Origin of the sequence: Aeromonas fluvialis (assembly GCF_000819885.1) — a bacterium.
In the GTDB taxonomy this organism is placed as follows: Bacteria; Pseudomonadota; Gammaproteobacteria; order Enterobacterales; family Aeromonadaceae; genus Aeromonas; species Aeromonas fluvialis.
Genome location: NZ_CDBO01000040.1, coordinates 129,783 through 156,579, shown reverse-complemented (window position 1 = coordinate 156,579; position 26,797 = coordinate 129,783). Strand labels below are relative to the sequence as shown.

24 protein-coding genes and 2 pseudogenes are annotated in these 26,797 nt (G+C 60.7%); 14 read left to right on the top strand and 12 right to left on the bottom strand.

Features of this window, described 5'->3' with window-relative positions; genetic code table 11:
- Positions 1–296 (bottom strand): annotated as a pseudogene (locus BN1125_RS09275) (IS4 family transposase); the annotation flags it as partial.
- A 202-nt stretch (positions 297–498) separates the two neighbouring features.
- On the opposite strand from BN1125_RS09275, the gene tmaR reads away from it, so the two are divergent.
- Positions 499–816: a PTS system regulator TmaR gene (tmaR, locus tag BN1125_RS09270; RefSeq protein ID WP_042011974.1), complete on the top strand. Its 318-nt coding sequence runs from the start codon at positions 499–501 to the stop codon at positions 814–816.
- 210 nt (positions 817–1,026) lie between these two features.
- Positions 1,027–4,110, top strand: a complete 3,084-nt coding sequence (locus BN1125_RS09265) for a transglycosylase domain-containing protein (protein ID WP_042011973.1) — start codon at positions 1,027–1,029, stop codon at positions 4,108–4,110.
- Positions 4,111–4,205: 95 nt separating this feature from the next.
- On the opposite strand, the gene yidA is transcribed toward BN1125_RS09265, so the two are convergent.
- The 4 genes from yidA to BN1125_RS09245 all read right to left on the bottom strand — a co-directional run bounded on the left by yidA (position 4,206) and on the right by BN1125_RS09245 (position 9,525).
- On the bottom strand, positions 4,206–5,015 hold the full coding sequence (gene yidA, locus BN1125_RS09260) for a sugar-phosphatase (protein ID WP_042011972.1): 810 nt from the start codon (positions 5,013–5,015) through the stop codon (positions 4,206–4,208).
- A gap of 114 nt (positions 5,016–5,129) precedes the next feature.
- Entirely contained in the window at positions 5,130–6,797 is a 1,668-nt protein-coding gene (locus tag BN1125_RS09255; protein WP_042011970.1) for a DUF342 domain-containing protein, read from the bottom strand.
- 284 nt (positions 6,798–7,081) lie between these two features.
- Entirely contained in the window at positions 7,082–8,233 is a 1,152-nt protein-coding gene (locus BN1125_RS09250) for a CinA family nicotinamide mononucleotide deamidase-related protein (protein WP_042011968.1), read from the bottom strand.
- 53 nt (positions 8,234–8,286) lie between these two features.
- Positions 8,287–9,525 (bottom strand): cyclic di-GMP phosphodiesterase, encoded by a 1,239-nt coding sequence (locus tag BN1125_RS09245; RefSeq protein WP_042011967.1) that lies wholly within the window; start codon positions 9,523–9,525, stop codon positions 8,287–8,289.
- A 144-nt stretch (positions 9,526–9,669) separates the two neighbouring features.
- On the opposite strand from BN1125_RS09245, the gene metA reads away from it, so the two are divergent.
- On the top strand, positions 9,670–10,617 hold the full coding sequence (gene metA, locus BN1125_RS09240; RefSeq protein WP_042011966.1) for a homoserine O-acetyltransferase MetA: 948 nt from the start codon (positions 9,670–9,672) through the stop codon (positions 10,615–10,617).
- Here the strand turns inward: metA and BN1125_RS09235 are convergent.
- Positions 10,592–11,077, bottom strand: a pseudogene (locus tag BN1125_RS09235) (phosphatase domain-containing putative toxin); the annotation flags it as partial. The gene metA and the pseudogene BN1125_RS09235 sit on opposite strands and share 26 nt — an antisense overlap.
- Positions 11,078–11,152: 75 nt before the next feature.
- On the opposite strand from BN1125_RS09235, the gene BN1125_RS09230 reads away from it, so the two are divergent.
- On the top strand, positions 11,153–11,623 hold the full coding sequence (locus tag BN1125_RS09230; RefSeq protein ID WP_042011965.1) for an Lrp/AsnC family transcriptional regulator: 471 nt from the start codon (positions 11,153–11,155) through the stop codon (positions 11,621–11,623).
- An 83-nt stretch (positions 11,624–11,706) separates the two neighbouring features.
- Here the strand turns inward: BN1125_RS09230 and BN1125_RS09225 are convergent, their stop codons facing one another.
- The gene (locus BN1125_RS09225) at positions 11,707–13,671 is read right to left on the bottom strand and encodes an LTA synthase family protein (RefSeq protein WP_042011964.1); all 1,965 of its coding nucleotides are present in this window, start codon (positions 13,669–13,671) and stop codon (positions 11,707–11,709) included.
- Positions 13,672–13,931: 260 nt separating this feature from the next.
- Here BN1125_RS09225 and BN1125_RS09220 point away from each other — a divergent pair, with 260 nt between their 5' ends.
- The 3 genes from BN1125_RS09220 (at position 13,932) to BN1125_RS09210 (ending at position 16,499) form a co-directional block, all read left to right on the top strand.
- Entirely contained in the window at positions 13,932–14,189 is a 258-nt protein-coding gene (locus BN1125_RS09220) for a DUF2442 domain-containing protein (RefSeq protein ID WP_042011963.1), read from the top strand.
- Between the two features lie 331 nt (positions 14,190–14,520).
- Positions 14,521–14,769 (top strand): hypothetical protein, encoded by a 249-nt coding sequence (locus tag BN1125_RS09215; protein WP_042011962.1) that lies wholly within the window; start codon positions 14,521–14,523, stop codon positions 14,767–14,769.
- A 101-nt stretch (positions 14,770–14,870) separates the two neighbouring features.
- The gene (locus BN1125_RS09210) at positions 14,871–16,499 is read left to right on the top strand and encodes an alpha-amylase family glycosyl hydrolase (RefSeq protein ID WP_042011961.1); all 1,629 of its coding nucleotides are present in this window, start codon (positions 14,871–14,873) and stop codon (positions 16,497–16,499) included.
- Positions 16,500–16,581: 82 nt separating this feature from the next.
- Here the strand turns inward: BN1125_RS09210 and BN1125_RS09205 are convergent, their stop codons facing one another.
- Positions 16,582–18,021 (bottom strand): RimK family protein, encoded by a 1,440-nt coding sequence (locus tag BN1125_RS09205; protein ID WP_042011959.1) that lies wholly within the window; start codon positions 18,019–18,021, stop codon positions 16,582–16,584.
- A gap of 186 nt (positions 18,022–18,207) precedes the next feature.
- Here BN1125_RS09205 and BN1125_RS09200 point away from each other — a divergent pair, with 186 nt between their 5' ends.
- From BN1125_RS09200 to BN1125_RS09180, 5 genes are all read left to right on the top strand, one after another.
- Positions 18,208–18,729, top strand: a complete 522-nt coding sequence (locus tag BN1125_RS09200) for a GNAT family N-acetyltransferase (RefSeq protein ID WP_042011957.1) — start codon at positions 18,208–18,210, stop codon at positions 18,727–18,729.
- Between the two features lie 31 nt (positions 18,730–18,760).
- Positions 18,761–19,006 (top strand): DUF3624 domain-containing protein, encoded by a 246-nt coding sequence (locus BN1125_RS09195; protein ID WP_042011956.1) that lies wholly within the window; start codon positions 18,761–18,763, stop codon positions 19,004–19,006.
- A 57-nt stretch (positions 19,007–19,063) separates the two neighbouring features.
- A complete protein-coding gene (locus BN1125_RS09190; RefSeq protein WP_042011954.1) occupies positions 19,064–19,810 on the top strand; it encodes an SDR family oxidoreductase in 747 nt (248 codons plus the stop codon).
- A gap of 387 nt (positions 19,811–20,197) precedes the next feature.
- Positions 20,198–20,653 carry a hypothetical protein gene (locus BN1125_RS09185; RefSeq protein WP_042011952.1) on the top strand — a complete coding sequence of 152 codons (456 nt, stop codon included), beginning with the start codon at positions 20,198–20,200 and terminating at the stop codon, positions 20,651–20,653.
- Positions 20,654–20,775: 122 nt separating this feature from the next.
- Positions 20,776–21,927 (top strand): iron-containing alcohol dehydrogenase, encoded by a 1,152-nt coding sequence (locus BN1125_RS09180; RefSeq protein WP_042011951.1) that lies wholly within the window; start codon positions 20,776–20,778, stop codon positions 21,925–21,927.
- 89 nt (positions 21,928–22,016) lie between these two features.
- Here the strand turns inward: BN1125_RS09180 and BN1125_RS09175 are convergent, their stop codons facing one another.
- From BN1125_RS09175 to BN1125_RS09165, 3 genes are all read right to left on the bottom strand, one after another.
- The gene (locus tag BN1125_RS09175; protein WP_042011950.1) at positions 22,017–22,475 is read right to left on the bottom strand and encodes a methylglyoxal synthase; all 459 of its coding nucleotides are present in this window, start codon (positions 22,473–22,475) and stop codon (positions 22,017–22,019) included.
- A gap of 186 nt (positions 22,476–22,661) precedes the next feature.
- Complete coding sequence (bfr, locus tag BN1125_RS09170) at positions 22,662–23,138, bottom strand: bacterioferritin (protein WP_005354959.1); 477 nt, start codon at positions 23,136–23,138, stop codon at positions 22,662–22,664.
- 142 nt (positions 23,139–23,280) lie between these two features.
- Positions 23,281–23,487, bottom strand: coding sequence for a bacterioferritin-associated ferredoxin (locus tag BN1125_RS09165; RefSeq protein ID WP_005335965.1), 207 nt, complete (start codon positions 23,485–23,487; stop codon positions 23,281–23,283).
- 136 nt (positions 23,488–23,623) lie between these two features.
- Here BN1125_RS09165 and BN1125_RS09160 point away from each other — a divergent pair, with 136 nt between their 5' ends.
- Positions 23,624–23,935 carry an HlyU family transcriptional regulator gene (locus BN1125_RS09160; RefSeq protein ID WP_042011948.1) on the top strand — a complete coding sequence of 104 codons (312 nt, stop codon included), beginning with the start codon at positions 23,624–23,626 and terminating at the stop codon, positions 23,933–23,935.
- Positions 23,932–25,998: a tRNA(Met) cytidine acetyltransferase TmcA gene (locus BN1125_RS09155; protein WP_042011947.1), complete on the top strand. Its 2,067-nt coding sequence runs from the start codon at positions 23,932–23,934 to the stop codon at positions 25,996–25,998. The genes BN1125_RS09160 and BN1125_RS09155 overlap by 4 nt, the downstream gene beginning before the upstream one ends.
- Here BN1125_RS09155 and BN1125_RS09150 read toward each other — a convergent pair.
- On the bottom strand, positions 25,985–26,704 hold the full coding sequence (locus BN1125_RS09150) for an SDR family NAD(P)-dependent oxidoreductase (protein WP_042011946.1): 720 nt from the start codon (positions 26,702–26,704) through the stop codon (positions 25,985–25,987). The genes BN1125_RS09155 and BN1125_RS09150 overlap by 14 nt on opposite strands.
- Positions 26,705–26,797 lie beyond the last annotated feature (93 nt).

The window sequence follows — 26,797 nt, the reverse complement described above, 5'->3', positions numbered from 1 at the left end:
CATGATGTTATTAGCCATGCAGCTCAGTTCATGGATCAAGTACACCGACGCCATGTGAAAACTCAGCTGACTCGCCGTGTATCCCTGTGATGGCTGTAGAGCTCGACGATGTCAGCCCCCGGGAAGCGCATCGGGTCGACCATCGAGGTCAACACCTGACGCTCCTTGCCGTTGATGTTGCGGGTCAGCAAACGGGCTTCCACCGTGTCCGGCAGTTGCGACCACTTCTTGCGTGCCTGTGGACTGGTCGTCAAGCGCACCAACACATCCTGGCGTCCCAGCTTGCGTACCACCTCCGAAGCCTTATCTGGCGGATTATCAACCATTTTACTGGTTTACTTTTGGCCAAACTCTGTTCATGGCGCGCGATTAGGGTTGTATCTCGCTTATAACTCGGTAGAGTAATGACATCTTGAGTTTGCCTGTCCCGCGCCGAGTTTGCCGGGTTCCAGGTGTAACTTGGCCAGTTTTTATCAACCTTAAGTCAGTGGTATCGATATGGAACAAGTAAACAAGTCCACCTTCAGCGATGTACTGGAATATGTGCGTATGTCCCGTCGCCAGAACAAACTCAAGCGTGAAATTGCGGATAACGAGAAGAAGATCCGTGACAACCAGAAGCGCGTACTGCTGCTCGATAACCTGAGCGACTACATCAAGCCGGGCATGAGCATTGATGATGTGCAGGCGATCATCGCTAACATGCGTACCGACTATGAAGAGCGCGTGGATGATCACATCATCAAGAACGCCGAGCTCTCCAAAGAGCGTAAAGAGTTGAGCTCCAAACTGAAGGGCATGAGCTCTCATAAGTAAGGGTTAAGCTTTCACGCTAAGAGACACCGGCCATTGGCCGGTGTTTTGTTATCAGCTCGGATCTCTGCCACTCCTGCAACAATCGGCTCCCCTTTTTAGAATTGCCCTGTTACCATCACAATTAGAGCAGTCAATAGTTTCAAGCCATTGACTTGAAAAGACTAAGCTTGAGTGAAATACAATAAATTGCGCAACCATGGTGGGGCTGATATGGGCGCATCAAAACAAACGGATTTGACACAAGTGGCATCTCAAAATTCATCTGTCCAGACCACGGACGGGAATCCAAACCGCAAGCGTCGTCCCTGGTGGCGTTGGTTGTTCTGTTTTCTCATTTTATTGTGCCTGGGGGGGGGGATCGCTCTGGTTGGCTATGAGATGAAAACCTCGACGCTGCAATCTCAGGAGATCTCCCGCTACGCCGCCAAGCTCACTTATCAGGTTGAGCCGGGCCAGAGTAAGCAGATCGCCTTCCCTGAGGATGGCCCGTTCGACAAGCGGCTTGGCTATGTTCAACTGCCGATGATGCAGGAGCGGCTGTTGCAGCGCGGTTACGGAATCAGCAAGCAGGCTCGGTTCTCCGATGCACTCTACGACTATGCCAGTCGTGGCTTTTTCGTCCCTTATACCGAGAAGGTGCAGGCAGGGCTGACGCTGCACGACTGCCGTGCAGAACCTTTTTATCAATTCAAGTATCCGACCCATCACTATCCGGATTTTGACTCCATTCCACCGTTCATCATCCAGTCGTTGCTCTTTATCGAGAACCGCGATCTGTTGAGCAACGAAGAGCCGTTGGCCAACCCGGCTGTCGACTGGCCCCGCTTTGCCAAGGCGGCGCTCTCCCAGGTGGGCAAGGCGCTCGATATGCAGGATCAATCTGCCGGTGGCAGTACCCTGGCGACCCAGGTGGAGAAGTATCGCCACTCGCCGGATGGCCTGACCCTGTCGCCGACCGAGAAGATCCGTCAGATGGCCTCTGCCAGTGTGCGGGCCTATCGTCTCGGGCCGGAAACCCTTGAAGCGCGCAAACTGGTCGCCTGGGCCTACCTCAACTCGGTACCGCTCTCGGCTGCGCCGGGATATGGTGAAGTCCATGGTCTGGGAGATGGTCTCTGGGTCTGGTTTGGTGCAAATGTCGATGACGTGAACCGTCTGCTGGACCCCGCCCGCAACCAGAACGCACCGCTGGCCGAACAGGGGCTTGCCCTGCGTCAGGTGGTCTCTTTGATGATTGCGCACCGCCGCCCCTCCTACTATCTGGCTCAGGGGCGAGAGGCATTGGCTACCCTGACCGACAGCTACCTGCGCCTGTTTGTGCAGGAGGGGATGATCACGCCGCCCCTGATGGAGGCCGCGCTCAAGGCCAAGATCTCGTTCCGTGACTTCCTGCAGTCCCCTGCCGTCACCAAGGTTAACAACAACAAGGGGTTACAGGTTGCCCGTACTCGCCTGAGCCGTCAGCTCGGGGTGCAGCTCTATGACCTCGACCGGATGGATCTGACGGCCGATACCAGCCTCAATATGCCGCTGCAGAACGAAGTATCCCGTTATCTGCAGCAGTTGGCCGATCCGGCGTTTGCCGCCCAGGTAGGCCTGTTTGGCGAGCGTTTGCTCTCGCCGGAGAAGACCGGCGATGTGCGCTACAGCTTCACCCTGTTCGAGAAGTCGCCGGAAGGTTTCAAGGTGCGGGTGCAGACCGACAACACCGATCAGCCCTTTGATATCAATGAAGGCTCCAAGCTGGAGCTGGGCTCAACGGCCAAGTTGCGGGTGCTGACCACCTATCTGGAGATTGTGGCCGAGCTGCACGACAACTATGCCGGGATGCCGGTCGAGAATCTGCGCAAGTTGGTGGCCGTCTCTCAGGACAACCTTAGCCGCTGGGCCATCTCCTATCTGATGACGGCTCAGGACAAGAGCTTGCCGGTGATGCTGGAAACTGCGCTGGATCGCAAATACTCCGCCAGCCCCAACGAGGGGTTCTTTACCGGTGGCGGTATGCATACTTTCAACAACTTCCGCCGTGAGGATAACGGGCGTATTCCGACGTTGCGTGACTCTCTGCGTGAGTCCATCAACCTGCCCTTTGTGCGGCTGATGCGGGATATCGTGCGCTATAGCCTCTACAAGGAGGGGAATCGTGCCCAGTTGCTCAAGGATGACAAGGATCCCCGCCGTCAGGAGTATCTGGTCAAATTTGCCGACAAAGAGGGGCAGACCTATCTGCTGCGCTTCTGGCGCAAATATCGGGGCAAGACCTCCGAAGAGCAGCTCGATACCTTCCTCGACGGCCTCAAACCGAGCGCGGTACGTCTGGCGGCGGTTCACCGCTATCTGATGCCGGAAGCCGACGAAGCGACATTTGCTGCCTTCCTGGCGGAGCGGTTGCCGCGAGAGAAGCTGAGTGCGAAGCGGATCAACCAGCTCTATGTCAGCTATGGCCCGGGCAAGTATTCTCTGCCGGATCAGGGCTATATTGCCCGGGTGCACCCGCTGGAGCTGTGGCTGCTGGCCTATCTCAAGGAGTTCGACAAGGCGACCTTTGCCGACGCGGTAGCGGCCAGTCGTGATGAGCGGCAGGAAGTCTACAGCTGGCTGTTCAAGACCCGTCATCGCAGCGCCCGTGACAGCCGGATCCGCACCATGCTGGAGGTTGAAGCGTTCCTCGACATCCATCAGCGCTGGGCCAAGCTGGGTTATCCGTTCGATCATCTGGTACCTTCCCTGGCGAGCGCCTTGGGCAGCTCCGGTGATCGCCCGGCCGCGTTGGCTGAGCTGATGGGGATTATCCAGAGTGGTGGTGTCCGTTCGCCGACCTTGCGTATCGAGCACCTTTCGTTTGCAAAGGGGACGCCCTTCGAGACCGAGTTTGAGCCGCAGCACTCCGAGGGAACCCGGGTGATGCCGGCAGAGGTGGCGGCAGCCCTGCGCAATGCGCTATCCAAGGTTGTTGAAGGGGGCACGGCAAGACGTATCGCCGGTGCCTTTACCCTGCCGGACGGCACCGTGCTGCCGATGGGGGGCAAGACCGGGACCGGGGATAACCGCATCGAGACCGTCGGTCGTTATGGCAACGTGACCAGCTCGCTGGCGCGCAACCGTACCGCGACCTTCGTTTTTTATCTGGGTGATGATCACTTCGGTACCCTGACCGCCTATGTACCGGGCAGCCAGTCCGACAAGTTCCGCTTCACCTCGGCGCTGCCGGTGCAGGTGCTCAAGGGGATGGCACCCCTGCTGATGCCTTACCTGCAACCGGGTTCCCATACCCAGTGTCTGGCGAACCAGTGATCTCATCACGCAGATAACTAACCAGAAAAAAACGGGGAGACTGACAGCCTCCCCGTTTTCATTTCCTTATCGGGCGCAGTGGCGCTCGATTACGATCAGGTGTTCAGCACGAACTGCTCGATCACCTGGGCCACACCATCTTCATCGTTGCGGGCTGTGGTGTGCTGGGCGAGATCCTTGATCTCGTCGGTGGCATTGCCCATCGCAACCCCGAGACCTGCATACTCGATCATGTGACGATCGTTGCCCGCATCCCCGACACAAATCACCTGCTCGGCAGTCAGGCCCAGGTGTTCGGCCAGCGCAGCGACGCCGGTCCCCTTGTTGCTCTGTTTGTTCATGAACTCGAGGAAGAAGGGGGCGCTCTGGACCACGGTATAGCGCTCATAGAGCGCTGCAGGCAGTCGCTCGATGGCGCGGGAGAGCTGGGGTGGCTCGTCGATCATCATCACCTTCATGATCTGCTCGTCGGCAGGCAGGGTAGCGAAGTCGATCAGATTGATCGGCATGCCGATCAGGCGGGATTCGTGCTCGGTGTAGGTACTGACGCGGGGGCTAATCAGGCCACGGGTGACCGAGAAACCGTGGACGTTCACCTCCAGCTCGTCAGCCAGTTTGGCGACGGCGCTGGCGTCACTGCCGGTCAGCAGCTGGCTGCGGATGATACGCTGATCGGCTACCTGTTGCACTAGCGCGCCGTTGTAGCAGATGACGTAATCATGTTCTGTGGTGAGGCCGAGCTCTTCCAGATAGCGGCTCATCCCTTCCAACGGGCGGCCTGAGGCCAGCACTACGGTGACTCCTTTGGCGCGGGCGGCCGTGATGGCGGCGTGGGTGCGGGGAGTAATCTGGCCCTGCGGGTTGAGCAGGGTGCCATCCATATCCAATGCGATCAGCTTGTACATCTTTCACTACCTGAGTCTGGCTGGCCCGCCCGGTGGGGCCAAGGAAGTGGCGAGTGTAGCGAAAATCGGCGGCGGGATCACGGCCGGTTCAGCGATGATTCCGTCCATGTTGACCTATTTGTGCCCCTCGTAAGGGGTCATCTCCAGCTGCTCATCGTGAATAGTCAGACGGGTGGGGCCACGGGTGATGGTAACCTTGCGTTTGAAGCTGGCCATCTCGACCTCGATGCCGGAGAACAGATGCTGGGTGGCAATGACCTCCATCTGAGCCATCAAGTTTCGCAGCTCCTCCTGGTTGGCGGTGAGCTGCTCATCGAGCTGGGCCAGCTCGGCTAGCTGATGGTCCCGGATCGGTTTGAGCTTGCGCAGGGTATCCGGATTACGCTTGTCGCCGGGCAGTTGCAGCAACTTCATGACCAGCTCCTTGATTTTCTCCAGCTGGCCCTGACACGCCTGTTGGCGCAGCTTGAGCTGGTGTTCCTGCTCCTTGTGGGTGAAGTAGCCGCCGAGGATCTGCAGCCGGGTATGGTTGGCGGCCTCGGCCCCCAGGCTGGGGGCCATGATCAGGCGATTGGCAATGCTGGTGCCACCCAGCAGAGTGCCTTTGCGCATGTTGCTGTCACCCACCTTGATATCCTGCCCGCTGCGGCTATAGCAGTGACTGAGCTGACTCTGGATCTGGATATCCCCCCCCGCTTCCAGCTGGGCATACTGGGCGTAGCTGGCGTGGATCTCCCCCTGGGCATAGAGCTGACAGAGGTACTCCCCCTGCTCGTTGCGGCGGCCTATGATGCCGTGGCGAACCGTGATGCTGCCGCCGGCTTCGATCACGCCCCCTTCGATAAAGCCACCAATGACGATATCGCCGCTGACCCGCACCCTCATGCCCGGGTTGACGTCGCCATTGACGATCAGTCCCCCTTCAAAAGTGATGTGGCCGTGGCGGGCATCCACCTGTTTGACGCTGAGCACCTCGTCCACCTTCATGCCCGCTTTCTCCTGACAGGGCAGGCCAGCCCGACCGGCGATCAACAGATCGGGATCGTCGGGGGAGATGAAGGTGCCCTCGCCAGCACTCATCGGGCTGTCTTTGCCATCCTTGGCGGGCAACTCCTGACCGGTCACGGTAAAACCGGGTACCCCGACGGTGGCCGGATGACGGCGCATCAGCGGAGCACCGGCCTTGACGGTGACGATGGAGCCGAGATCCCGCAGATCGACTTTGCCATGACCGAGCTCCTGCGGTTTGAGGATCCGCTCGGCCGGTGTCTCCACCAGCCGCTCATAGCGGGTATCCTGGCCATTGACGGCAGGTTGGCCGCAGGCAATCACCAGCTTGAGCTGGCTGCCGGGGGCGGCCTCCCTGGCTGACTGGATGGCGGCAGTGAGCAGGGGCTCGCTCACACCCTGTTTGATTTCACTCTGGCCGATCGCCTCTTGGAGCTGTTCCAGAGTAATGTACTTGCCACCCCAGTCGGCAGTGATCTGGGCGTTGGCGCTCATTTGGTCCTTTTCCACCACAATGGTGACTCTGGCATCATGACGTTTGCCGACAGGGATCGGATGGGCAGGCACGGGGGCGGCAGGGTTGGTGAGCAGGGTATTGAGCAGACTGATGGCCTGTTTGATCCCCTCGGGCAGGGGCTGATAGCGGCGACAGTTGGAAGCGAGGAGCAACGCTTGCACATCCTGTTCCGTGACTGGTTTGGTGAGACCGGCGGCAATCCGCAGGCAGACCAGTTCCATATCGCTTGATAGCAGCAGCCACGCTTTGCTTAACACCGCATCTCCTTGCTGGATGAGAACGTAACGAGCGGCTCGCTCCTCTAGTGTCATTTAATCTCTCAATGAGTAATAAAGCGAGTGGTCAATCCTGAGAGTGGGCAGTATTCAGATATCTCCTCCGAATGGTCAATGGATTGAGGTCGGATCGGTGACAAGAGACGGATAAATAGTGGTCGTATAAATGGTGTTCTGTTCGGCGATGAAGCCAAGAGGGATGCCGGAGAGTGACCGGATATATCAGCCAGCGGCATGGCCTGCACTGGCCGGGTGAGGGATTGTGGTTAACCGCCGCGTTGTGTCGTTCTGTCCAGCGTGAGGTAATCGCCGAGCGCCTGCTCACCCAACAGGTGGCGGCGCAGCATGTCGAGCGCGGCAAAGGCGAGGATCTTGCGGCGGCTCTCCGGGTCTGGATGGCTGACCTTGACCGTCTGACCGATGTGCTTGCCATCGGCGCTAAGCTGCAGTGGCACACCCTCTGCCCCTTCTCGCCCTATGGTCAGTTGCAGGCCCGTATCGGCAGTCGGCAACTGCGCCAGCTCATCTGCCAGTTGCGCGCTGAAGCGGGCTTCCAGCCGGGGATGGCCGTGACAAAGCGCCAGCAGCGCGCCACCACTCTCCCCCTCCAGCAGAGCCAGCGGCTTGCCTTGCAGCAGCGCGAGGATCTGCTGCGCCGGTTCCGTATCTCCGCTGCCAACCAGCCAGGGGCGGATCGTGCTCAGCAGCCTTTTCTTGGCGTTCTTCATGTCAGCGGCGCTGGCGCCGTGGCCGATCAGCTTCAGTTCAATAAGCGGCATGGCGGAGCGGTAACCGAGTTCGATGCCGGTGGGCCAGGGGGCGGCATCCAGCAGGTCGCTGAGGGCAGATTCCGAGACGCCGAAGGTGTAAAAGCGACGCAGCTCGGTATCGATCTGTGCCCCGGCCAGCTGTTTGAGGCGTGGCAGAATCTGCTCGCGCACCATCTGCTTGAACTCGAACGGTACGCCCGGGGTGAAGAAGATCTGGCTCTGGCCACTTCGCACCACAAAGCCGCAGGCGGTGCCGACCGGGTTGTCGAGGATCTCGCACCCCTGCGGCAACCAGGCTTGTTTGGCATTGCTTTGTGCCATCGGGCGGCCACGGCTGGCGTAGCGGGCCGTGATGGTGGCGAGCCAGTCGGGGAAGAGGGTGAGCGGCTGGTCAAAGGCCTCGGCGGCGGCCAGAGCGGTGAGATCGTCGGCGGTGGGCCCGAGCCCCCCACACACCAGCACCACCTCGGCGCGGCTGGCACTCTCTTGCAGCACGGCTTTCAGGTCGACGAGGTTGTCCCCCACCGTCAGGCGACGGCGCACCTGCCACCCCTGTTCCAGCAGCAGAGCGCTGAGCCAGGCCGCGTTGGTATCCACCACCAGACCCGTCACTATTTCGTCTCCGGTACTGATGATCTCGATACGCATGGCGGGCTCCTTGGGTTAAACGGATGACAACGGTTGGCCTCGGGCCAGGACAATCAGGCTTTGTTGTGTTCGAAGTAGTAGCTGATCCGGGTACGTGGATTGAGATACTCAAACACGGCGGGCGGCAGCCGTTTGGGGTGGATCACCTTGGCGATCGACAGTTCGGCTTGCTGCAGGTCGATGATGGCGGCTTCCTGACGGGGAATGCGCGGATCGTAGACCAGCACCGAGGGGTAGAGCAGGCGGGAAGCGTTGACCGACATCACCAGCCCGACCTGACCGCTGGAGAGTTGCACCACGCTGCCGGGCGGGTAGATCCCCATCAACCGGATCAGCATGCTGAGGTACTCCGGATTGAACTGCGCCTTGCGCTGCTTGTAGAGGCCGCTCAGGGCCGAGTAGGGCACCTTGGCCTGCATGTGGCAGAGGTTATCGTATTCGTTGATCATCGACACCATCTGGGTCTGTGGATCGAGCTGACCACCCTTGAGCCCTTCCGGCCCGCTGCCATCGAGATATTCGTGGTGATGCAGCACGATCCCTTTTGCCTCGGCCGGGAAATCCTTGGCCAGATTGAGCAGGTCGAGACCGTAGCGCGGATGCTGGGCCATCAGGTTTTGCTCCGGCCTGGTGAGGGGCTCGGTCTTGCGCAGGATCTGGCTCGGGATCTTCAGTTTGCCGATGTCGTGGAACAGCGCCCCCATGCCGATCTGACGGATCTGGTCGGCCGACATCTTGCACTCCTTGGCCAGCAGCATGCTGAGCACGCTGACATTGAGGGAGTGGAAGTAGAGGTTGTTGCCATCCTCCCTGTCGGAGACCAGATGGAGCACCATCTCGTCCACCGAGAGCAACTGCTCGGTCATGGCGTTGACCAGCTCCTGCGCCTCGCCGATGGCATTGAGGGGGTGGGACTGGATCTTGCTCATCACGCTGCGCACCTGCGCCAGCGACTGCTGAAACTGCTTCTCACACTGCTGCAGATCGCGGCGGTACTGTTGCAACTGCTCGATGCGGCGATTTTTCTCCTGCTGCATCTGTGCCTGGCGCTGGGCGGCGTCTGAGCTCTCTTGTGGCTGAGGCTGTACCTGATTGAGGGGCTTGGGCGGGGCGTCGCTCTTGTCGGGAATGATGGTGACCAGTTTCAGGCCGAGACGGCGGATCAGCTCGATCTCTTCTTCACTTTTGATCTTGAAGCTGGAAAACAGGAATGGGTGTTCGCGCCACCCCAGTGGCAGGGATACATAATTGCCGACTTGCAGTCGATCTACGGAAATCTTGATACCGGTCATTATCTTGGAAGCAGGAGAGACACTGAGCCGTATGCTAGTCAAAGGCGGGGGTGAATACAAAAGGTATCTGATGACAGGGCGGGAGCTTTATTATAGGCTTCTGGATGTCCAGACATATTTACCGATGCAGTACAGGGAGTAAGCATGCCGATCAAGATCCCGGATCAGTTACCCGCCGCCGAAGTGCTGGGGCAGGAGAACATCTTCGTGATGACGGAATCCCGGGCCGTCACCCAGAACATCCGCCCGCTGCGGGTGTTGATCCTCAACCTGATGCCAAAGAAGATTGAGACCGAGATCCAGCTGATGCGGATGCTCTCCAACTCGCCGCTGCAGGTGGATGTGGATCTGCTGCGCATCGATGACAGGGAGTCAAAGAACACGCCGCAGGCCCACCTCGAGAACTTCTATCACGACTTCGAGCAGGTGCGTGGCAACAACTACGACGGCATGATCATCACCGGAGCGCCGCTCGGGCTGGTGGAGTTCGAGGAGGTGGTCTACTGGCCGCGCATCGTCGAGATCATCCAGTGGTCCCATCAGCATGTCACCTCCACCCTGTTCCTCTGCTGGGCTGTGCAGGCGGCGCTCAAGGCGCTCTACGGCATGGAGAAGCAGACCCGGGGCGAGAAACTCTCCGGTGTGTACCATCATCATCGCCTCGATGAGCACGAACCGCTGCTGCGTGGTTTCGATGACGAGTTTGTTGCCCCCCACTCCCGCTATGCGGCGTTTGATGGCGACCTTATTCGTGCTCACACCGACCTGCAGATTTTTGCCGAGTCAGAAGAGGCGGGAGTCTATCTGGCGGCGACCAAGGATTGCCGTCAGGTGTTTGTCACTGGCCACCCGGAGTACGATGCCCTGACGCTCGATGGGGAGTATCAGCGGGATCTGGCCGCGGGGCTCGCCCCGGCCATTCCGGTCAACTACTACCCGAATAACGATCCGGGCCTGACGCCACGCGCCAGCTGGCGCAGCCACGGCCACCTGCTGTTTGCCAACTGGCTCAACTACTACGTCTATCAGCTCACCAGCTATCGGCTCGAGGATATCGGCAAGGTCTTCACCTACGACCAAGGGGGGAGGTAGTCAACCTCCCTGCTCCCTGCGCCAGCCGTTCGGCCAGCTGGTCGAGCCACAGGCGGTGGCAGGCCAACGTGAACGCCTTGGGTCTGTGCGCCTTGATGGCGGCCATCGCCTCTTGCTGCGACTGGCCGAGTGTCATCAGCAGCGCGGCGGCGACCAGACCGGTGCGGCCGCTCCCCCCTTTGCAATGGATGACCAGAGGCTTGCCATCCCCCAGCAGCTCGCGCAGCTGCGGTAGCGCTTGTTGCCAGGCGGCTTCGAAGGTGGCATCGGGGGCCAGATCATCTTCGATGGGCAGATGGAACCAGCGCATCCCTTCGTGCTCGACCTGCTGGCCGAGCGGCGTCAGTTCGAGCCGGGTCAGCTCGGCGCTCGCCATCAGGGTCACCACCCCGTGGGCACCGGCCAACCGCAGTTGATCGAGTGCCAGGGTCAGCGGCACCTGCTGGGTGCCGGGGTAGGGGAGATGTCAATGGCCGTTGTGTTTGCCCCGGTTTACGGGCAGAGTCTAAAAAATTGAGCGGTTCAAGGAGTTAAGATGAGAAACCTGGATCAACTGGATTTGGATATCCTGGCCCATCTGTTTCGGGATGCGGGCATGACCAACAAGGATCTGGCCGCGCTGGTGGGCGTTGCCCCCTCCACCTGTCTGGAGCGGGTGCGCAAGCTGCAGCAGGATGGTGTGCTCAAGGGCGCGCACTGCGAAGTGGATTATCAGGCCCTCGGTGGCCACATTCAGGCCATGGTCTCCCTGCAGCTGGCCCGCCACAGCCGCCAGATCATCGATGCCTTCCGCGATGCCATTCTGGCGCTGCCCGAAGTGATCAGTCTGTTCCACATGGGGGGCAAGGATGATTTTCTGGTGCACCTGTGTGTCTCCGACACCGAGCACCTGCGCAACTTCGTTTTTGATCACTTCACCTCCCGCGAGGAGGTGGTGCACCTCGAAACCTCGCTGGTATTCGAGCACAAGTTCAGCCGCTCCCTGCCCTGCTTTCCCCAGCGATAACGGCCAGTGGGCCGACAGTATGGATAGATGGAAAAAACCGCCAGCTGGCGGTTTTTTCTATTCTGCTAATCAGCACGGGTGGCTCAATTGGTTGCGGTGCGTTCATCCTTGGCCGTCTGATAGAGACTCTTCTGATAGGCCATGCTGCCCCACAGGGCAAGACCAAGCGCATCCTCCTTCAAGGTGTCCGGCTGCGCAGCCGGGGTCAGTTTCTCGCTGGCATCATCGTAGACATAGCCCTCCGTCTCGCGCTCCGGTTGCAGGATCACCACATCCTTGCCGCGCATCAGGGCGAAGTTCTTGTCGTATTGCATGATGGCGCGCCCCGGCCAGTCGGCGGGCATGCGGGTCAGATCCTTGCCGAGCATAGGGTAGTCGGCGCTGATCCCCATCAGGGAGAGCAGGGTCGGCGCCATGTCGATCTGACTGACGATACGCGTGTCCTTCTTCGGCGTTATGCCATCGCCCACGATAACCCCCGGAATATGGAAGCGGGGGATGGGCACCAGACTGGCGCCTCCGACCCGGCTGTCGTGGTCGGCGATGACCAGGAACAGGGTGTCCTTCCAGTAATCCGACTGCTTCGCCTTCTTGAAAAACTCGCCGATGGCGTAATCCGCATACTTGGCCGCGTTGTTGCGGGTTTGCTTGGGCTGTTCATAGAGGGCGATGCGATCGTCGGGAAACTCGAACGGATCGTGGTTGCTGGAGCTGAACACCAGACTGAAGAAGGGTTTACCCTCTTTATGCAGCGCCTTGAAGGTCTCGTCGGCCTTGGCCATCAGATCTTCGTCGGAAGCGCCCCATGATCCCTCGAACACCGGGTTCTTGAAGTCCTTCTGTTCGACGATGGTGCTGAAGCCATTGCCGAGGAAGAAGCTGCGCATGTTGTCGAAGTGGCTCTCGCCGCCATAGATAAAGCTGGTGTCGTAACCCCGCTGCTTGAGCAGATCCGCGATGGTGAAGAAGTTGGTCTGGCTCTTGCCGAGTTTGACCACCGCCTGGGCCGGGGTCGGCGTGAAGCCGGTCAGCACCGCCTCGATGCCGCGTACCGAGCGGGTGCCGGTGGCATAGAGCCGATCAAATGCCCACCCTTCTTGGGAGAGGGCGTCAATATTGGGTGTGAGCGGCAGGCCGCCGAGGGAGCCGACAAACTGGGCGCCCAGACTCTCCTGCAGCAGGATCACCAGATTCTTCGGCTTGCCCTTGAAGCTCGCTTCGTTGAAGGTTTGGCTGGGCTGCGTGTCCGAACTGAACTCATGGGGGGCCCGTCCACTCTCCTGACGTACAATATCGATCACTTTCTGGTCGGCCATCTTGCCGTAAAACTGGCTGGCATTTTCCTCGGCATCCATCTGTTTGATGGCGAAGAAGAGGGAGTAACCAGAGTTTACCGTCAGGGCATTGACCAGGGGATCCTCGGCAAAGGCGACCATGGCCGGATTGAGGGCGCGGTGGCCGAGACTGGAGCGGGCACCGAGAAAACCTATGGCCAGAATGAGCAGGGCAAACGCCGGACGCAGATACCAGCGGGGGAAGCTGAGGCCATGCACCAGACGGCTGCTCAACCACCAGCCACCGGCCAGCACGGCGCCACTGAAGACCATAGCAAGCAGCAGCTCTGCCTTGCGCCCCGCCCACAACATGGCAAACACCTCTTTCGGATAGATAAGGTACTCCACATAGAGGCGATTAGGGCGTACGCCATACTCGGTGATGAAAGAGGGGGTGGAGATCTCGAGGAACAGCATCAGCCAGAGGCCGACGGTTAGCCACACCCGCATCAGTTGCATCCAGCCACGGCCGATGGCGTGGGGGCCTGCCAGCAGCAGGGTGAGCATGGCGGGGACGCCCCAGACCCAGCAGAGGGTGGCAAAATCGACCCGGATCCCTTGCAGTAGCATCTCCTGCCAACCGGCCACGGCATCCACCCGCTCCAGTTGCCAGAGACCGAGGGCGATGCGGCTGAAAGAGAGAGAAAAAAGCGCGAGCGCGCAGAAGACGGCGAAGGGCCAAAACGGGCCGAATCGCTGTTTGAGAACTGTCATGTGTGTTCCTGAATGAGACTGTAAACGTCTGTCTACACACGTTTTTTACTTGTTGTGAGGTTATGACAGATAAAATCTTATAAGGTTACATTAAATTTCGTTAAAAGTCAACATTAACACATTTATCATCTAAAAATGTGATGTCGCGCTGTTAATGAGCACAGCATAATCTGCTGGGTAAAATGTGAGCCACAGCGTGTATGGATGGGGGGGGCGGGTGTTTATAATTGCCGAGAATTATCTCAATCGGAGCCGAAGGGATGCCGGTCTTTATCGATGTCGAGTATGTGCGGGGATGGCGCCTGTTTCTGGTGTTATCGGATGGCACCACGGGCGTGCTGGATCTGACCCCTTGGCGAGCCCAGCCGTTGTTTGCAAAGCTGGAGGGCGAGCGTCACTGTGCCAGGGTCTTCATCAACCGTCACCACCAGTTGGAGTGGCCCGTCGGTTGTACTCTGTCAGCCCACGAGGTCTATCACCTGATCTCCCCCATCGATGAGCATGAAGCCTTCCGCTAACCCCCATTTTTTGTGAACCAACGCCAGGTCCCTGTGACTGGCATGTTTGGTCGTTTGCCTTTCTGAACCCACTTGGGTAAAACCTGCGCAACAGATTGTCAACTTGCTTTCGCTTCACCTGACAGAGGCTTGCCGCTTTCGCGCCGCAGGCCTTTTTTGCGGCCTGATGGCAAACCTTTCTCTTGCTGAAAGGTTTGATTAGTTGAATGAAAATAACAAAACAAACACATACATAAGGAAAATGTATGGCTTGTCATATGCGCCCCCCCTTGCCCTGCTGGCCGGTGAGCGCGCCTGTCACGGTGCAGCCGGTCAGGATGGGGTGTGACATATGGGTCCTGTTGTGGTAGTGGCAACCCGTCCCGCCAGCATCCTAGAGGTGACCCTGTGGGACAACGACATCGACCACATCATGGACAACTTCAGCCTGCGGCAAAACAGCGGCATGAAGACGTTATCCAACCCGGATCGCCGCAATACCGGCGGTCGCTGGGCCAACGACATCGCCCTGCCGGCCGACTGGTTGCTGGCTCTCGGTCAACGACCGTTTTGCCTCGACGGGTGTGCTCTAACCAGTTGAGTCAGATAACGTTTTCAGTCACAGACACCGCTGTGTGAGCATCGCTATCATGGTGAAAAACAGGCGTATCAGACGCCTGCTCTCACAGCGGGAACATAACAATGAAACAGGGAACGTTACGCTATGGCGGCCTGCTCGGGGCCGCCCTGTTACTTGCGGCTTGCGGCGGCGGTGGTAGTTCAGGCGGGGAGAGCTCTCCCCCCGTCGTCAATCCGCCGGTCACCCACCCTCCGGTCGCCACGGCCAGTCGTGCCTGCTATGGCGACGATCAACCCGCCTGCAACCTGCGCATCTATCAGGTAATGGTGGAGTCGTTTGCCGATGGTGACGGCAGTGCCAACTACGGCGTCGGCTATGGCCCCTCCCAGCACAACGGTGATCTGCAGGGGATCATCGACAGTCTCGATCACATCAAGAGTCTCAACGTCAACGCTATCTGGCTCACCCCGGTGTTCGACTCCTGCGCGGGGCAAGGCGGCGATAACAAGCTCGATGCCACCGGCTACTTCGCTTGTGACTTTTTCACCGTGGACCCCAACTTTGGCAGCAATGCCAAGCTCAAACAGCTGGTGGATGCGGCGCACCAGCGCGGCCTCTATGTCTTCCTCGACGGGGTGTTTGGTCACGTCAACAAGGTAGGGGTGAGCAAGCCCTCGCCAGAGGGGCGTCTGCCAGAACTCACCAGCGGCGGTGCCGGTTATCCCGGCCAGCTGGTGGATTACAGCAGGCCGGAGAGCCTCGCCTACTTCAAGGAGGTGGCCCGTTACTGGGTCGAGCAGTTCGGCATCGACGGCTGGCGCCTCGATCAGGCCTATCAGTTGGGGCTGGATGATTGGCGCGCCATTCGCAGTGAGGTGGAGCAGGTCAGTGCAGCGCGCAAGGCAGCCGGTCAGCAGTGGGGCACACTCGGCTACATGGTGGGCGAGGTATGGAAGGGGGCTGACGACATTCGCGCCCAAGCTTACGGCAGCAGCGACAATCCGGCGCTCGCCTCGGCGTTCGACTTCCCGCTGCGTTACGGCATCGTGCAGGCGCTGGCGGTGGAGGAGTCCGGCAAGGGCGGCCAGGGGGCCAGCGTGCTTGATGCCAGCTGGAACAAGGTGGAGAACTACCCCGACCACGCCATGCCAAACCTGATGCTGGGTAACCACGATCTGGTGCGTTTCGGCGATCTGCTGGAGCGCGGCAACTTCAATCAGGCAGACTACTGGCAGCGCCACAAGGCGGCCTTCGGCTTCCTCGCTGCCCGCTCCGGCCCCATCACCTTCTACTATGGCGAGGAGTTTGGCGACGAGGTGCCGGGTTTTGCTGCCAAGGTCAGCGGCGACTGTGCGGCGCAGGGCTTGTGCGACGATCATGTGGCCCGCAGCGATGGCAAGGTGCCCGCTGTTACCGGTTTTGTTGCCAGTGCCGAACAGGCAGAGCTGAAAGAGTGGCTGGCCCAACTGCTGGCGATGCGCGCCGCGCACCCCGCCCTCTATCAGGGGGAGCGAGTCAAACTGGTGGCCGATGGCAGCCTCTATGGCGACATCAAGCAGACGGCGGGGGAGCAAGTGGTCTATCTGCTCAACCTCTCCACCACGGCACTCAGCTACAACCTGCCGGCGGGCAAACTGCGCAGCGGCAGTGCGCTGGTGGATCTGCAGAGCGGCGAGAGTCTGGCTATCGGCGGCAGCAGCGTGACGGTGGAGATACCGCCCTTGAGCGGGCGTTTCCTGCGTCTGCAATAAGTTAGCAACAGCACGCTTTGATATGAGAGAGGGCCCCATCGCGGGGCCCTCTTTGTCATTGTGGGCTAAGAGGTCATGGCGGTTATGAGTTTGTCTGGCCCCGGTTTTCCAGCCGCTGGCGAAAGGCGCGGGCCAGCCGTTCGTAGAGGTCCTGCGCCTCCTTGTCTTCGATATCGCCGCGGATCCAGGGGTTGTCGACGATCTCCAGCAACACGCAGTCACGCCCCTGCTGGCGCAAATCGAGCCCGTAGAGGCCATTGCCAAGTTGATGCACGGCACGGCGGGCGGTCTGCAACACCCGCTCCGGTACCTCGGCCAGCGGCAGCGCTTCGATGCGGCTCATGTCGAGGGGGTGTTGGCGGCGGCGAATGCGATTGCCTGGCTCGGGCCGGTAGCGGCGGCAGGCAAACAGCGGCGAGCCGTCGAGAAAGCCGATGCGCCAGTCAAATTCGGCGGGGATCCGGCTCTGCACCAGCAGCAGGGCGGAGCGGGCCAGCCCCTCGTCCAGCAGGCGAGCCAGCTGCTGCTCGTCGCTGGCCATGGCGAGATCGCGCCCCTGCGCCCCATCGGGCACCTTCACCATCAGCGGCAGGCCGAGCCGCTGTACCAGCTCATCCACATGATGGCGGCCGCGGCGGGTCACCACCATGGTCGGCGGCATGGGCACGCCGCTGCGCACCATCAACTCGTAGAGGTAGAGTTTGTTGCTGCAGGCCAGGATGGCGCGGGAGCTGTCGATCACCGGCATCTTGAGCTGCTCGGCGCGGCGGGCAAACTCGAAGGTGTAGTGGCCGACCGCGGTTTCGGCGCGCAGCCAGAGGGTGTCGAATTCCGGCAGCCGCTCGATGGCGGAGGGGGGCAGGATCTCGGCCCGGATCCCCTGGGCGGCAGCTGCCCGGATAAAGCGCTCCAGCGCCAGCCCATCACTGCTGGCTCGGCCGTCATCGGGATCCACCAGAATAGCGAGCTGGTAGAGCGGCGCCGCCTGCTCCTCGTCACCGGTCCCCACCAGTGCCTGAGCGTGGTGCAGCATTAACTCTTTCTCGCTTGGGCTCAGCTCCAGCGGCGACAGGCTCTGCTGCTGGCGTACCGACCAGCCGTGACGGCCGCGTTTCAGGGTCAGCTCCTGCAGCGGCAGCTGGCTCAGGCCGTAGTAGTAACGGGCCAGCCCCGCCAGCTCGCTCTGTTCACACTGGCCGAAGATGGCGCGCACCCTAATCCGATCCTCGCTCTGCTGGGCCAGCCACCCTTGTGCCTTGCGCCACAGTTTGGCCGGTGGCTGCTGAGGTTGCAGTCGGCTGATGGCTTGCAGGCCAGGCAGGCAGTGGTGGCCGCGGGCCTGGGCCAGCAGTGAGCAGTAGTAGCCTGCGCTCAGGTGTTCCAGATTGCGGCAGAGGTTGATGATGCGGGGTCGGCCGCCGGTGGTCGGTACGCCATGTTGCAGATAGGTGCGGGCGGTCAGCAGATAATCGGCAGGACAGGGCCAGTCGCCCAGCTCTTCGACGATGACATAGGTACTCATATTTTCGGCTCCACAGATGAAACTGCCTTAAGCGGCAGGATCCCCAGTGGGCTTCGATGCACCGACAAGCACGACAATGGCGCGAGGGGAAACAAGAGGTTACAGTGCCTAATATGACGCTTTGGTAACTTGTGATACAAGTCGCATTGTTGGTGCTGAAGATAAATAACCGAACAAGGACTCCCCGTGTTGACCGTGCGTGCGGCCCGAACCGATGATCTGGGCGCCATCGTTAATCTGGAACGCTACTGTTTTCCCCCCGAAGTCGCCTTTGGCCGCAACCGCTGGCACTATCTGCTGGCCCACGCCAAGGGGCGCACCCTGTTGCTGCTGGATGAGAAACATCAGCTGATGGGCTATCTCTGCCTGCTGGAGCACAGAGGCTGGGATCGGCTGGTCATTCAGGCCCTCGCCATCCGCTGGACTGTGCGTCGTCTGGGCTGGGCCCGCCGTCTGCTGGAGCAGGTGATCCACGAGGGCAAGGCCGCTGGCTGGGGGGCGATTCGCCTCGAAGTGGGGGATGCCAACGCAGAGGCGCTGGCGCTCTATCAGGGATTGGGATTTCGTCCCCAGCAGCGGCTGGCGGACTACTATGGCCGCGACCAGCATGCCCACCGGCTGGTGCTGCCGCTGGTGAGCGACGAGGAGCGTGAGCGGCGCAGAGTGGCTCGCACTCAGGCGCGCAAGCCGTCTTCACAGGCCAACTGATCATGTTGAACGAGCAGAATCGAGGAGCAGGATGAGCTGCGACAACTGTCTTGCCACCGCCATCAGGGCCAAGCTGGGGCGCTGTCCGGTCTGCGCCATCCAGACTTTTGTCATCGGCCTGAGTGGCTGGCTGGTCTGGTGGTGGTGCGGCGCCGACACCTCGGTCAACGCCCTCACCGGCCTGCTGTTTGCGCTGGGTGGTTCGGCCCTCTTTCTGCTCCATATGGTGGTATTTGTCTGGCGCAAGGCGACCGGACGTGAATTGAGCGATGAATAAATCAGATTGGTTTCAACAACATAAATAACAATATCGGTTGAGATAATGGAGGTTCAGATGATTGCAATGGTAACGGGCGCCTCGTCCGGTTTTGGTGAGGCCATCAGCCGCCAGCTGGTGCAGGCGGGCTACAAGGTCATCGGCACCGGTCGCCGTGCCGAGCGGCTGGCTGTGCTGGCTGACGAGCTGGGCGAGCAGTTCCTGCCGCTGGCGTTCGATGTGCAGGACAAGGCGGCCACCCGCGCTGCCATCGCCGCTCTGCCAGCCGAGTGGAGCGAGGTGGATCTGCTGGTCAACAACGCCGGTCTGGCGCTGGGGCTGGAGCCGGCCCACAAGGCGGATCTCGAGGATTGGGAGCAGATGATCGCCACCAACATCAGCGGTCTGACCCTGCTCACCCGCCTGCTGCTGCCGGGCATGGTGGCGCGCAATCGCGGCCACGTCATTAACATCGGCTCCATCGCCGGCACCTACCCCTATCCGGGCGGCAACGTCTACGGCGCCACCAAGGCGTTCGTGAAGCAGTTCAGCCTCAACCTGCGCGCAGATCTGGCGGGCACCGCCATCCGCGTCACCAACGTTGAGCCGGGTCTGTGCGGCGGCACCGAGTTCTCCAACGTGCGCTTCCACGGTGACGATGCCAAGGCGGCCTCCGTCTATCAGGGGGTGGAGGCTATCCAGCCGGAAGATATCGCCAATACCGTGCTCTGGGTGAGCCAGCAACCGGCCCACGTCAACATCAACAGCATCGAGATCATGCCGGTGGCCCAGACCTTCGGCCCGCTCACTATCAGCCGCCGCTGATTGCGGCAGGTGATGAAAGCAAAAGAGGCTCCCGTTGGAGCCTCTTTGCGTTGGTGAGCCGGTCACAGACTCATGATCTTTTTGAACTCCTCTTCCGAATATTTCTTCTCGCTGCACTTGGTCAGATCGGTCATCAGCTATCTGGCGTCGAGGCGAGCTGGCGGCGAAATGTGCCAAAACAGCGAGAGCCGGCAGCAGATGAGTCATGATTCTGACGCCAGCTTGCGTGGGGGACGTGGTGAGATCCGCCATAGCGCGGGATCTTGCACCATCTGACAAGTTGGCCTGTAACTTGCTGGTTTAATTGATAATGGTGGGGCCTGACGCCCCATGTGACCGGATCAGCCTGTGCCCATTGCCGCAGATGAGCACTGAATTGGAGCCCCCATGGATATCAAACCCTACAGCCAGCAGCTTGCCCAGAGCGCATCCAACAACCGCGCCCTCGCTACCCTCAACAGTGCCAGTAGCGGCGGTCAGGGCGGTGGCTGGGAGGAGATGGTCAGCCTCTCCAGCCAGCGCATGACCAGCCAGGCCCAGCAGGTGCTGACCTACGAACACCTTGCCAAGAACAACAAGCTGCCACCGGCGCTGGATATGAGCTCCGACAAGGGGGGCGCAGTGCAGCAGCTGGTGGACAAGGCGCTCGGTTTCGATCGCAAGAAGTTCAACGAGATCGAAGAGAAGCTCAAGACCATCGCCGACAACAAGACGCTGACGCCGGAAGAGCGGGCGGAGCAGAGCAAGCCGCTCAACGAGCAGCGAGAGAAGATGCTCAAGGAGGCGATGGATCGCCTGACCGGCAAGCAGAGCTCATCCACAGATGAGGCCAAAACTGCCTGATCCTGCCGCTGTTCTGATATCTACCCGATCGGCACCGATGGGCAAGCTTCTGCCACCTCTTTTGACCTCACCCCCTCACAGGCGCACAATGTCCCCGCTCTGTTCAAGTCGAGGATCCCGCCGTGTACAACTTCCAATATACCAACCCGACCCGCATCTGTTTTGGTGAGGGGCAGATTGCCTGTCTGCCGGAGCTGATCCCGCCCGGCAGTCGGCTGTTGGTGCTCTATGGCGGCGGCAGCATCAAGCAAAACGGCGTCTATGAGCAGTTGACCCGGGCGCTGGAAGGGGTGACGTGGCAGGAGTTCTCCGGCATCGGCGCTAATCCCAGATACGAACTGCTGATGGAGGCGGTGGCGCTGGTGAAGCGCGAGCGCATCGACTTCCTGCTAGCGGTCGGCGGCGGCTCGGTAGTCGATGGCACCAAGTTTGTCGCGGCGGCGGCCTGCTACGAGGGGGATGATCCCTGGGATATCTGCGGCAAGCAGGCGAGCGTGCACAAGGCGTTACCGATGGGCTGTGTGCTGACCCTGCCTGCCACCGGATCCGAGAACAATCCCACCTCGGTAGTGAGCCGGGGGGATGTGAAGATCTCCTTCAGAAGTCCGCTGGTGCAGCCGCAATTTGCGGTACTCGATCCGGCGACCACCTACAGCCTGCCGCCGCGCCAGACCGGCAACGGGGTGGTGGATGCCTTCGTCCATATCGCCGAGCAGTACCTCACCTTTCCGGTCGGCGGCGAGGTGCAGGATCGGCTGGCGGAGGGGCTGCTGCAGGTGCTGGTGGAGAACGGCCCCAAGGCGCTGGCGGAGCCGACCAACTATCAGGTGCGGGCCAATCTGATGTGGGCCGCCAGCCTGGCGCTCAATGGCCTTATCGGTTGCGGGGTGCCGCAGGATTGGGCCGCTCACGCCATTGGCCATCAGCTGACGTCGCTCTACGGGCTGGATCATGGCCAGAGTCTGGCGGTGGTGCTCCCCTCGCTGCTGCGTGAGCGGGCGAGCCAGAAGCAGGACAAGCTGGCCCAGTTTGCTGAGCGGGTGTGGCATTCAACCCGTGAGGACAAGGCATTTCGCATCGAAGAGGCGATCATCCGCACCGAGCAGTTCTTCCAGAAGATGGGGCTGGGCACCCGGCTGGCGGACTATGGTCTCAGCGAGAGCTGCATTCCGGCGATCTGCTCCAACCTCAAACGGGTTGGGCGCACCGCGCTCGGTGAGCAGCAGGATATCGACCCGGATCGGGTGGCGCGCATTCTCGCCCGGGCACTATAAGCCGGTGCCGGTTTGTTTCCCTGGCTGATTCATTTTCCCAATAAAAGAGGGCCGCTTGTTGCGGCCCTCTTGCATGATGGGTTAGCCGATCACTCGGTGCGCGCCTTGAGGTAGCTGGCGTAATCCGGGATCTGTACGCTGAACGCCTGCTGCATGTGGGGGCTGTCCATGATGAAGTCGGCGGTCGCTTCGTTGGTGGCGACCGGGATGTTCCAGACCGCCGCGAGGCGCAGCAGCGCCTTCACATCCGGATCGTGGGGCACCGCATTGAGCGGATCCCAGAAGAAGATCAGCACGTCGATCTTCCCTTCGGCGATCAGGGCGCCGAGCTGCTGGTCGCCACCCATGGGGCCGGAGAAGAGGCAGGTGATGGGCAACTGCGCCTTTTTGCCGAGCATGGTGCCTGTGGTGCCGGTCGCATAGAGGTGGTGGAGTTTGAGCTCCTCCTTGCGGCGCATCACCCAGTTCAGCAGAGGGGTCTTCATGTTGTCGTGAGCCACCAGTGCGACCCGCTTGTGGGGTGCCATCTCGCGTGCAATCTGTTCCATGGACATCATCCGTAGCAGTGTTGTTTGAGTAGAGCCGTATCCTAATCGAAAGCCGTGACAGATGCTGCGCCGGGCGTATTAACTGTGATCCTGTCGAAAAGTTTTCAGTCAATAGTGGCCCAATGAATGGCGGCCCAAATGAAGAGACCCGCGCTGGCGGGTCTCTGTATTTTGGGTCCTGTGGGCTCAGGAGCCGTGGTGCAGCTGTGACTGCTGATAGTTCTCCAGCCCGATGCGATCGATAAGGTCGAGCTGGGTCTCCAGCCAGTCCACGTGCTCCTCCTCATCTTCAAGTATTTCCTGAAACAGGTCGCGGCTGATGTAATCCTGCACCGATTCGGCGTAGGCGATGGCCACTTTCAGGTCGGGGATGGCGTCCATCTCCAGTGACAGATCGCAGCGCAGCATCTCTTCGACGGTCTCGCCGATGCGCAGCTTGCCGAGATCCTGCAAGTTGGGCAGCCCTTCGAGAAACAGCACCCGCTTGACCAGCTCGTCGGCGTGCTTCATCTCATCGATGGACTCGTGATACTCCTTGTGCCCGAGCGCCTTGAGGCCCCAGTCATCGTAGATGCGGGCGTGCAGGAAGTATTGGTTGATGGCAATCAGCTCATTGGCCAGCACCTTGTTGAGGTGGGCAATGATCTTGGGGTCTCCTTTCATCGACAGTGCTCCTTGGTTCGTGCCTGAGGCTTCAATCGTTAGAGCTTAGTCCAGAAAAGTGACAACAAGAGGTCTGCGAGCCAGCTCGCTTGAGAGAAGGGTGACCCTGTTGGCGGATCGCATCAGAAAAAAGGTGTCCGGATCAGGCCACTTCGTAGTAGAGCACGGGTTGCTCCTGCTCCATCTTGTCGAGTTCGGCGGCAATGATCTCCATGGTCATGCGCACGCATTTGCCACATTGGGCACCCACCTCGAGCGATTGCTTGAGCTGGCGGAATTCGCTTTTACCTGACTGCACTGCCTTGCGGATCTGGGTATCTGTGATGCCACGGCACAAACAGACGTACATGATGGTCACCTCTTGTGGAATTGAGTGAAATCTAAATGAGAATGGTTCGTAATGCAAGTAACCATTGGTAATAAGATCCCTTGCTTGCCACTGTGCAACCCCTTGGGGACAATGCTGGCAACCAGAGGAGATCACCATGCTCAAGAAACTGTTCAGCGCCCTGTTCGGGGGCGAGCCGACCAAGGCGCCTGAAGTCACTCCCACCGAATATGCCGGCTATCTCATTTATCCGGAACCCATGGCCGAAGGTGGCCAGTATCGGTTGGCGGGGCGCATCACCAAGGAGCTGGACGGCGTGCTGCAAACCCACCGTTTCATCCGCTCCGATCTGTTTGCCAATCCGGCCGATGCCGAGCGTTTCATGGTGCAGAAGGCACACACCTTTATCGATCAGATGGGGGATCGCATGTTCGAGCCCCGCAAACCGGCTGACCGCCAAGCTTCATGACGCCCCCTGAGCTCAACAGCCTGCGCGAGGCGTTGGCCCGCGCCGGCGAGCGGCGCCTGATCTGGCTGGAGGGGGAGGAGGTCGAGTGCATTGCCCGCGCCCAATCCCTGCTCGGCGAGACCGTATTTTGGCTGGGCGCCGGGCCTGAGTGTTATGCCCCGCAACCGGCCGCCAAGGCGCTGCAGCGGCTCGGTCAGGAGTGTGACACGCTCGTCTTCAATACGTTCAGCGGTTTTCACCCCGACGCATTCGGAGCGCTGGCAGGCACCCTGCGTGCCGGTGGCTTGCTGTTGCTGCTGACCCCGCCCAGAACACAGTGGCCTGCATGGCCGGATCCCGACCGGATTCGGCTGGTGGCCCAGCCGGAGCAGGCGAGCCGGGCGGGCCACGGCTTTATCGCCCGGCTGGTGCGGTTGCTGGAGGGTGATCCTGCCCTCTCTCTGGAGCTGCCGGTTTGCTCGTTACCGTGGCAACTGCTTGGGCCGGAGCGGGCGTTGAGTGACGACCAGGCACGGGCACTACCCGCCATCCACAAGGTGTTGCACGGCCATCGTCGTCGGCCGCTGGTGCTGAGCGCCGACCGCGGCCGTGGCAAGAGTGCACTGCTGGGGCTGGCTGCCGCCGAGCTGCTGCGCCAGCAGCCCGGGCTGCACATAGTGGTGACGGCCCCCTCGCAGGCGACGGTGGCGACCCTGTTTGCCCACGCCGCTCGCGGGCTAGATACCACGCCTGAACAGCTGACCGGGCTGAGCTACTGTTCGCCGGATCGGCTGGTGCAAGAGGCGATGAATCCCGATCTGCTGCTGGTGGATGAAGCGGCTGCCATTCCTAGCCCGCTGCTCGAGGCTATGCTGGCCCGCCACAGCCGCATCGTGTTTGCCACTACCGAGCACGGTTACGAGGGGACGGGACGCGGTTTTCACCTGCGCTTCAAGCGGGTGCTCGATAGTCAGACCCCGCAGTGGCAGGAGATCCACCTCTCTGAGCCCATCCGCTGGAGTGAGCGCGATCCGCTGGAGCCGCTGATTTTCCGCCTGCTCGGCCTCAATGCCGAAGTGGCAACGCCCTTGCCGCCGACCAGCCCGAGCTGGCGTCTGGTCAGTCAGGAGGCGCTGGCGAGCGACGAGGCATTGCTCAACCAGCTCTTCGGCTTGCTGGTGCTGGCCCACTACCAGACCACGCCGAGCGATCTCAGATCCCTGCTGGAGAGCCCGGATCTCGACATCCATCTGCTGGAGCAGGATGCGAGCCTGCTGGGGGTGGCGCTGGTGGCGCGGGAAGGGGAGATAGATCCCGAACTGGCCGAGGCGATCTGGGCCGGTCGCCGCCGTCCGCGCGGCCATCTGCTGCCCCAGTCGCTGCTGGCCCACGCCGGTTTTAAAACGGCGGGGGGGCGTAGTTACGCCCGGGTGATGCGTATCGCCATCCACCCCGAGCTGCACCGCCACGGACTGGGTTCGCTGCTGCTTGGCAGGCTTGAAGAACATTATCGTCAGGCGGGGATCGATTACCTCGGTTCTGCCTTTTCGGCTAGCGCCGACCTGCTCCCCTTCTGGCGCAAGGCAGGACTGACGGTGCTGCGCATCGGCCTGCAGCGGGATGCCGCCAGCGGCTGTCACGCAGCCCTGCTGCTCAAAGCGCTGAAACCCGAGCATGAGATCGAGTTGAATCAATGGCAGCAGCGTTTTGTACGCCAGCTGCCGACCCTGCTGGCGGGTGAGTTGAAAGGATTGGATCCCGAGCTGGTATGGCAATGTCTGCAAGGCAGCACCGCTACCGCAGCGGAGCTTGGCGAGTACGAGCGCGATGAGGTTGAGTGCTTTGCCCTGCATCACAAGCCGTTCGAACTGAGCCAATCCAGCTTGCAGCTGTGGCTGGTGCGCCATCTGGCTGTGCTGGGTTCACTGACTCCTGAAGAGCGTTATCTTCTGATCGCCACCATCTGGCAATATGCTGACTGGGGAAGACTGGCTGCGAGGTTGCAACTGGCTGGCAAGCCCGCCGTGATCAAGAGCTTGCGGGCGCTGCTGGCGCGTCTCCTGAGTTCCTCTACCACTCGATAGGTTTGCCCTGCCAGTCGAGAAAGCTCAGTTCGCCATCCGGTTGCAGCCGGTTCATCAGGTTAATCAGATGGTCGGCTACCTGCTCGGGACTCTGCACCTTTCCCGCCGGTACATTGGCGTGAAACGGGCGGGATAGTTGGGTATCCACGGTGCCGGGATGGAAGGCCAGCAATTTGACGCCGGGGGCCCGCCGGGCCAGCTCGATGGCGGCACACTTGAGCAGCATGTTGAGGGCTGCCTTGGATGCACGATAGCCATACCAGCCGCCAGCGCGGTTGTCGCCAATGCTGCCGACCCGTGCGCTGAGCACGGCCAGAGTGCAGGGCTCGCGGCCAAACAGTGGCAGCAGCTGGCTTATCCAGCGCAGCGGCAGCAAGGCGTTGGTCTGATAGAGGCGGGTCATGGCGTCGAGATTGAGCGCTTCCAGCCGCTTCTCTGGCTGGATCTCCCCCTGATGCAGGATGCCGTTGCAGATCACCACACGGTGCGGTCTTGGCGCCAACTGCGCGATGCAGGCCACCACGTCTGCCATCTGCTCATCGCTGTAATCGCAACGGATCCAGTGAAGAGCCGGCGATGAGAGGCCCGCTGGTACGGGTTGACGACTGATGGCAATCACTGGCCCGGCACCCGTCGCCAGCCAGTGTACCACCAGAGCCGCCCCGATCCCGCCGCCAGCCCCTATTACTACCACGCTCTCATTCATTGCTATTCCCCCCTGCGATGATCTATGCCGCGACCCGTCACCCTGATACGACCCGTCTGGCTCGGCAGATCAATCCGCTGGCGGGTCCTCTGT

Coding starts and splice junctions, on each gene's coding strand:
- yidA (WP_042011972.1), bottom strand. CDS start 5,015: ATGTACAAGCTGATCGCATTGGATATGGATGGCACCCTGCTCAACCCG.
- BN1125_RS09250 (WP_042011968.1), bottom strand. CDS start 8,233: ATGCGTATCGAGATCATCAGTACCGGAGACGAAATAGTGACGGGTCTG.
- bfr (WP_005354959.1), bottom strand. CDS start 23,138: ATGAAAGGAGACCCCAAGATCATTGCCCACCTCAACAAGGTGCTGGCC.
- BN1125_RS09215 (WP_042011962.1), top strand. CDS start 14,521: ATGGGTCCTGTTGTGGTAGTGGCAACCCGTCCCGCCAGCATCCTAGAG.
- tmaR (WP_042011974.1), top strand. CDS start 499: ATGGAACAAGTAAACAAGTCCACCTTCAGCGATGTACTGGAATATGTG.
- metA (WP_042011966.1), top strand. CDS start 9,670: ATGCCGATCAAGATCCCGGATCAGTTACCCGCCGCCGAAGTGCTGGGG.
- BN1125_RS09190 (WP_042011954.1), top strand. CDS start 19,064: ATGATTGCAATGGTAACGGGCGCCTCGTCCGGTTTTGGTGAGGCCATC.
- BN1125_RS09150 (WP_042011946.1), bottom strand. CDS start 26,704: ATGAATGAGAGCGTGGTAGTAATAGGGGCTGGCGGCGGGATCGGGGCG.
- BN1125_RS09165 (WP_005335965.1), bottom strand. CDS start 23,487: ATGTACGTCTGTTTGTGCCGTGGCATCACAGATACCCAGATCCGCAAG.
- BN1125_RS09230 (WP_042011965.1), top strand. CDS start 11,153: ATGAGAAACCTGGATCAACTGGATTTGGATATCCTGGCCCATCTGTTT.
- BN1125_RS09195 (WP_042011956.1), top strand. CDS start 18,761: ATGAGCTGCGACAACTGTCTTGCCACCGCCATCAGGGCCAAGCTGGGG.
- BN1125_RS09205 (WP_042011959.1), bottom strand. CDS start 18,021: ATGAGTACCTATGTCATCGTCGAAGAGCTGGGCGACTGGCCCTGTCCT.
- BN1125_RS09210 (WP_042011961.1), top strand. CDS start 14,871: ATGAAACAGGGAACGTTACGCTATGGCGGCCTGCTCGGGGCCGCCCTG.
- BN1125_RS09245 (WP_042011967.1), bottom strand. CDS start 9,525: ATGACCGGTATCAAGATTTCCGTAGATCGACTGCAAGTCGGCAATTAT.
- BN1125_RS09160 (WP_042011948.1), top strand. CDS start 23,624: ATGCTCAAGAAACTGTTCAGCGCCCTGTTCGGGGGCGAGCCGACCAAG.
- BN1125_RS09265 (WP_042011973.1), top strand. CDS start 1,027: ATGGGCGCATCAAAACAAACGGATTTGACACAAGTGGCATCTCAAAAT.
- BN1125_RS09175 (WP_042011950.1), bottom strand. CDS start 22,475: ATGGAACAGATTGCACGCGAGATGGCACCCCACAAGCGGGTCGCACTG.
- BN1125_RS09155 (WP_042011947.1), top strand. CDS start 23,932: ATGACGCCCCCTGAGCTCAACAGCCTGCGCGAGGCGTTGGCCCGCGCC.
- BN1125_RS09225 (WP_042011964.1), bottom strand. CDS start 13,671: ATGACAGTTCTCAAACAGCGATTCGGCCCGTTTTGGCCCTTCGCCGTC.
- BN1125_RS09185 (WP_042011952.1), top strand. CDS start 20,198: ATGGATATCAAACCCTACAGCCAGCAGCTTGCCCAGAGCGCATCCAAC.
- BN1125_RS09220 (WP_042011963.1), top strand. CDS start 13,932: ATGCCGGTCTTTATCGATGTCGAGTATGTGCGGGGATGGCGCCTGTTT.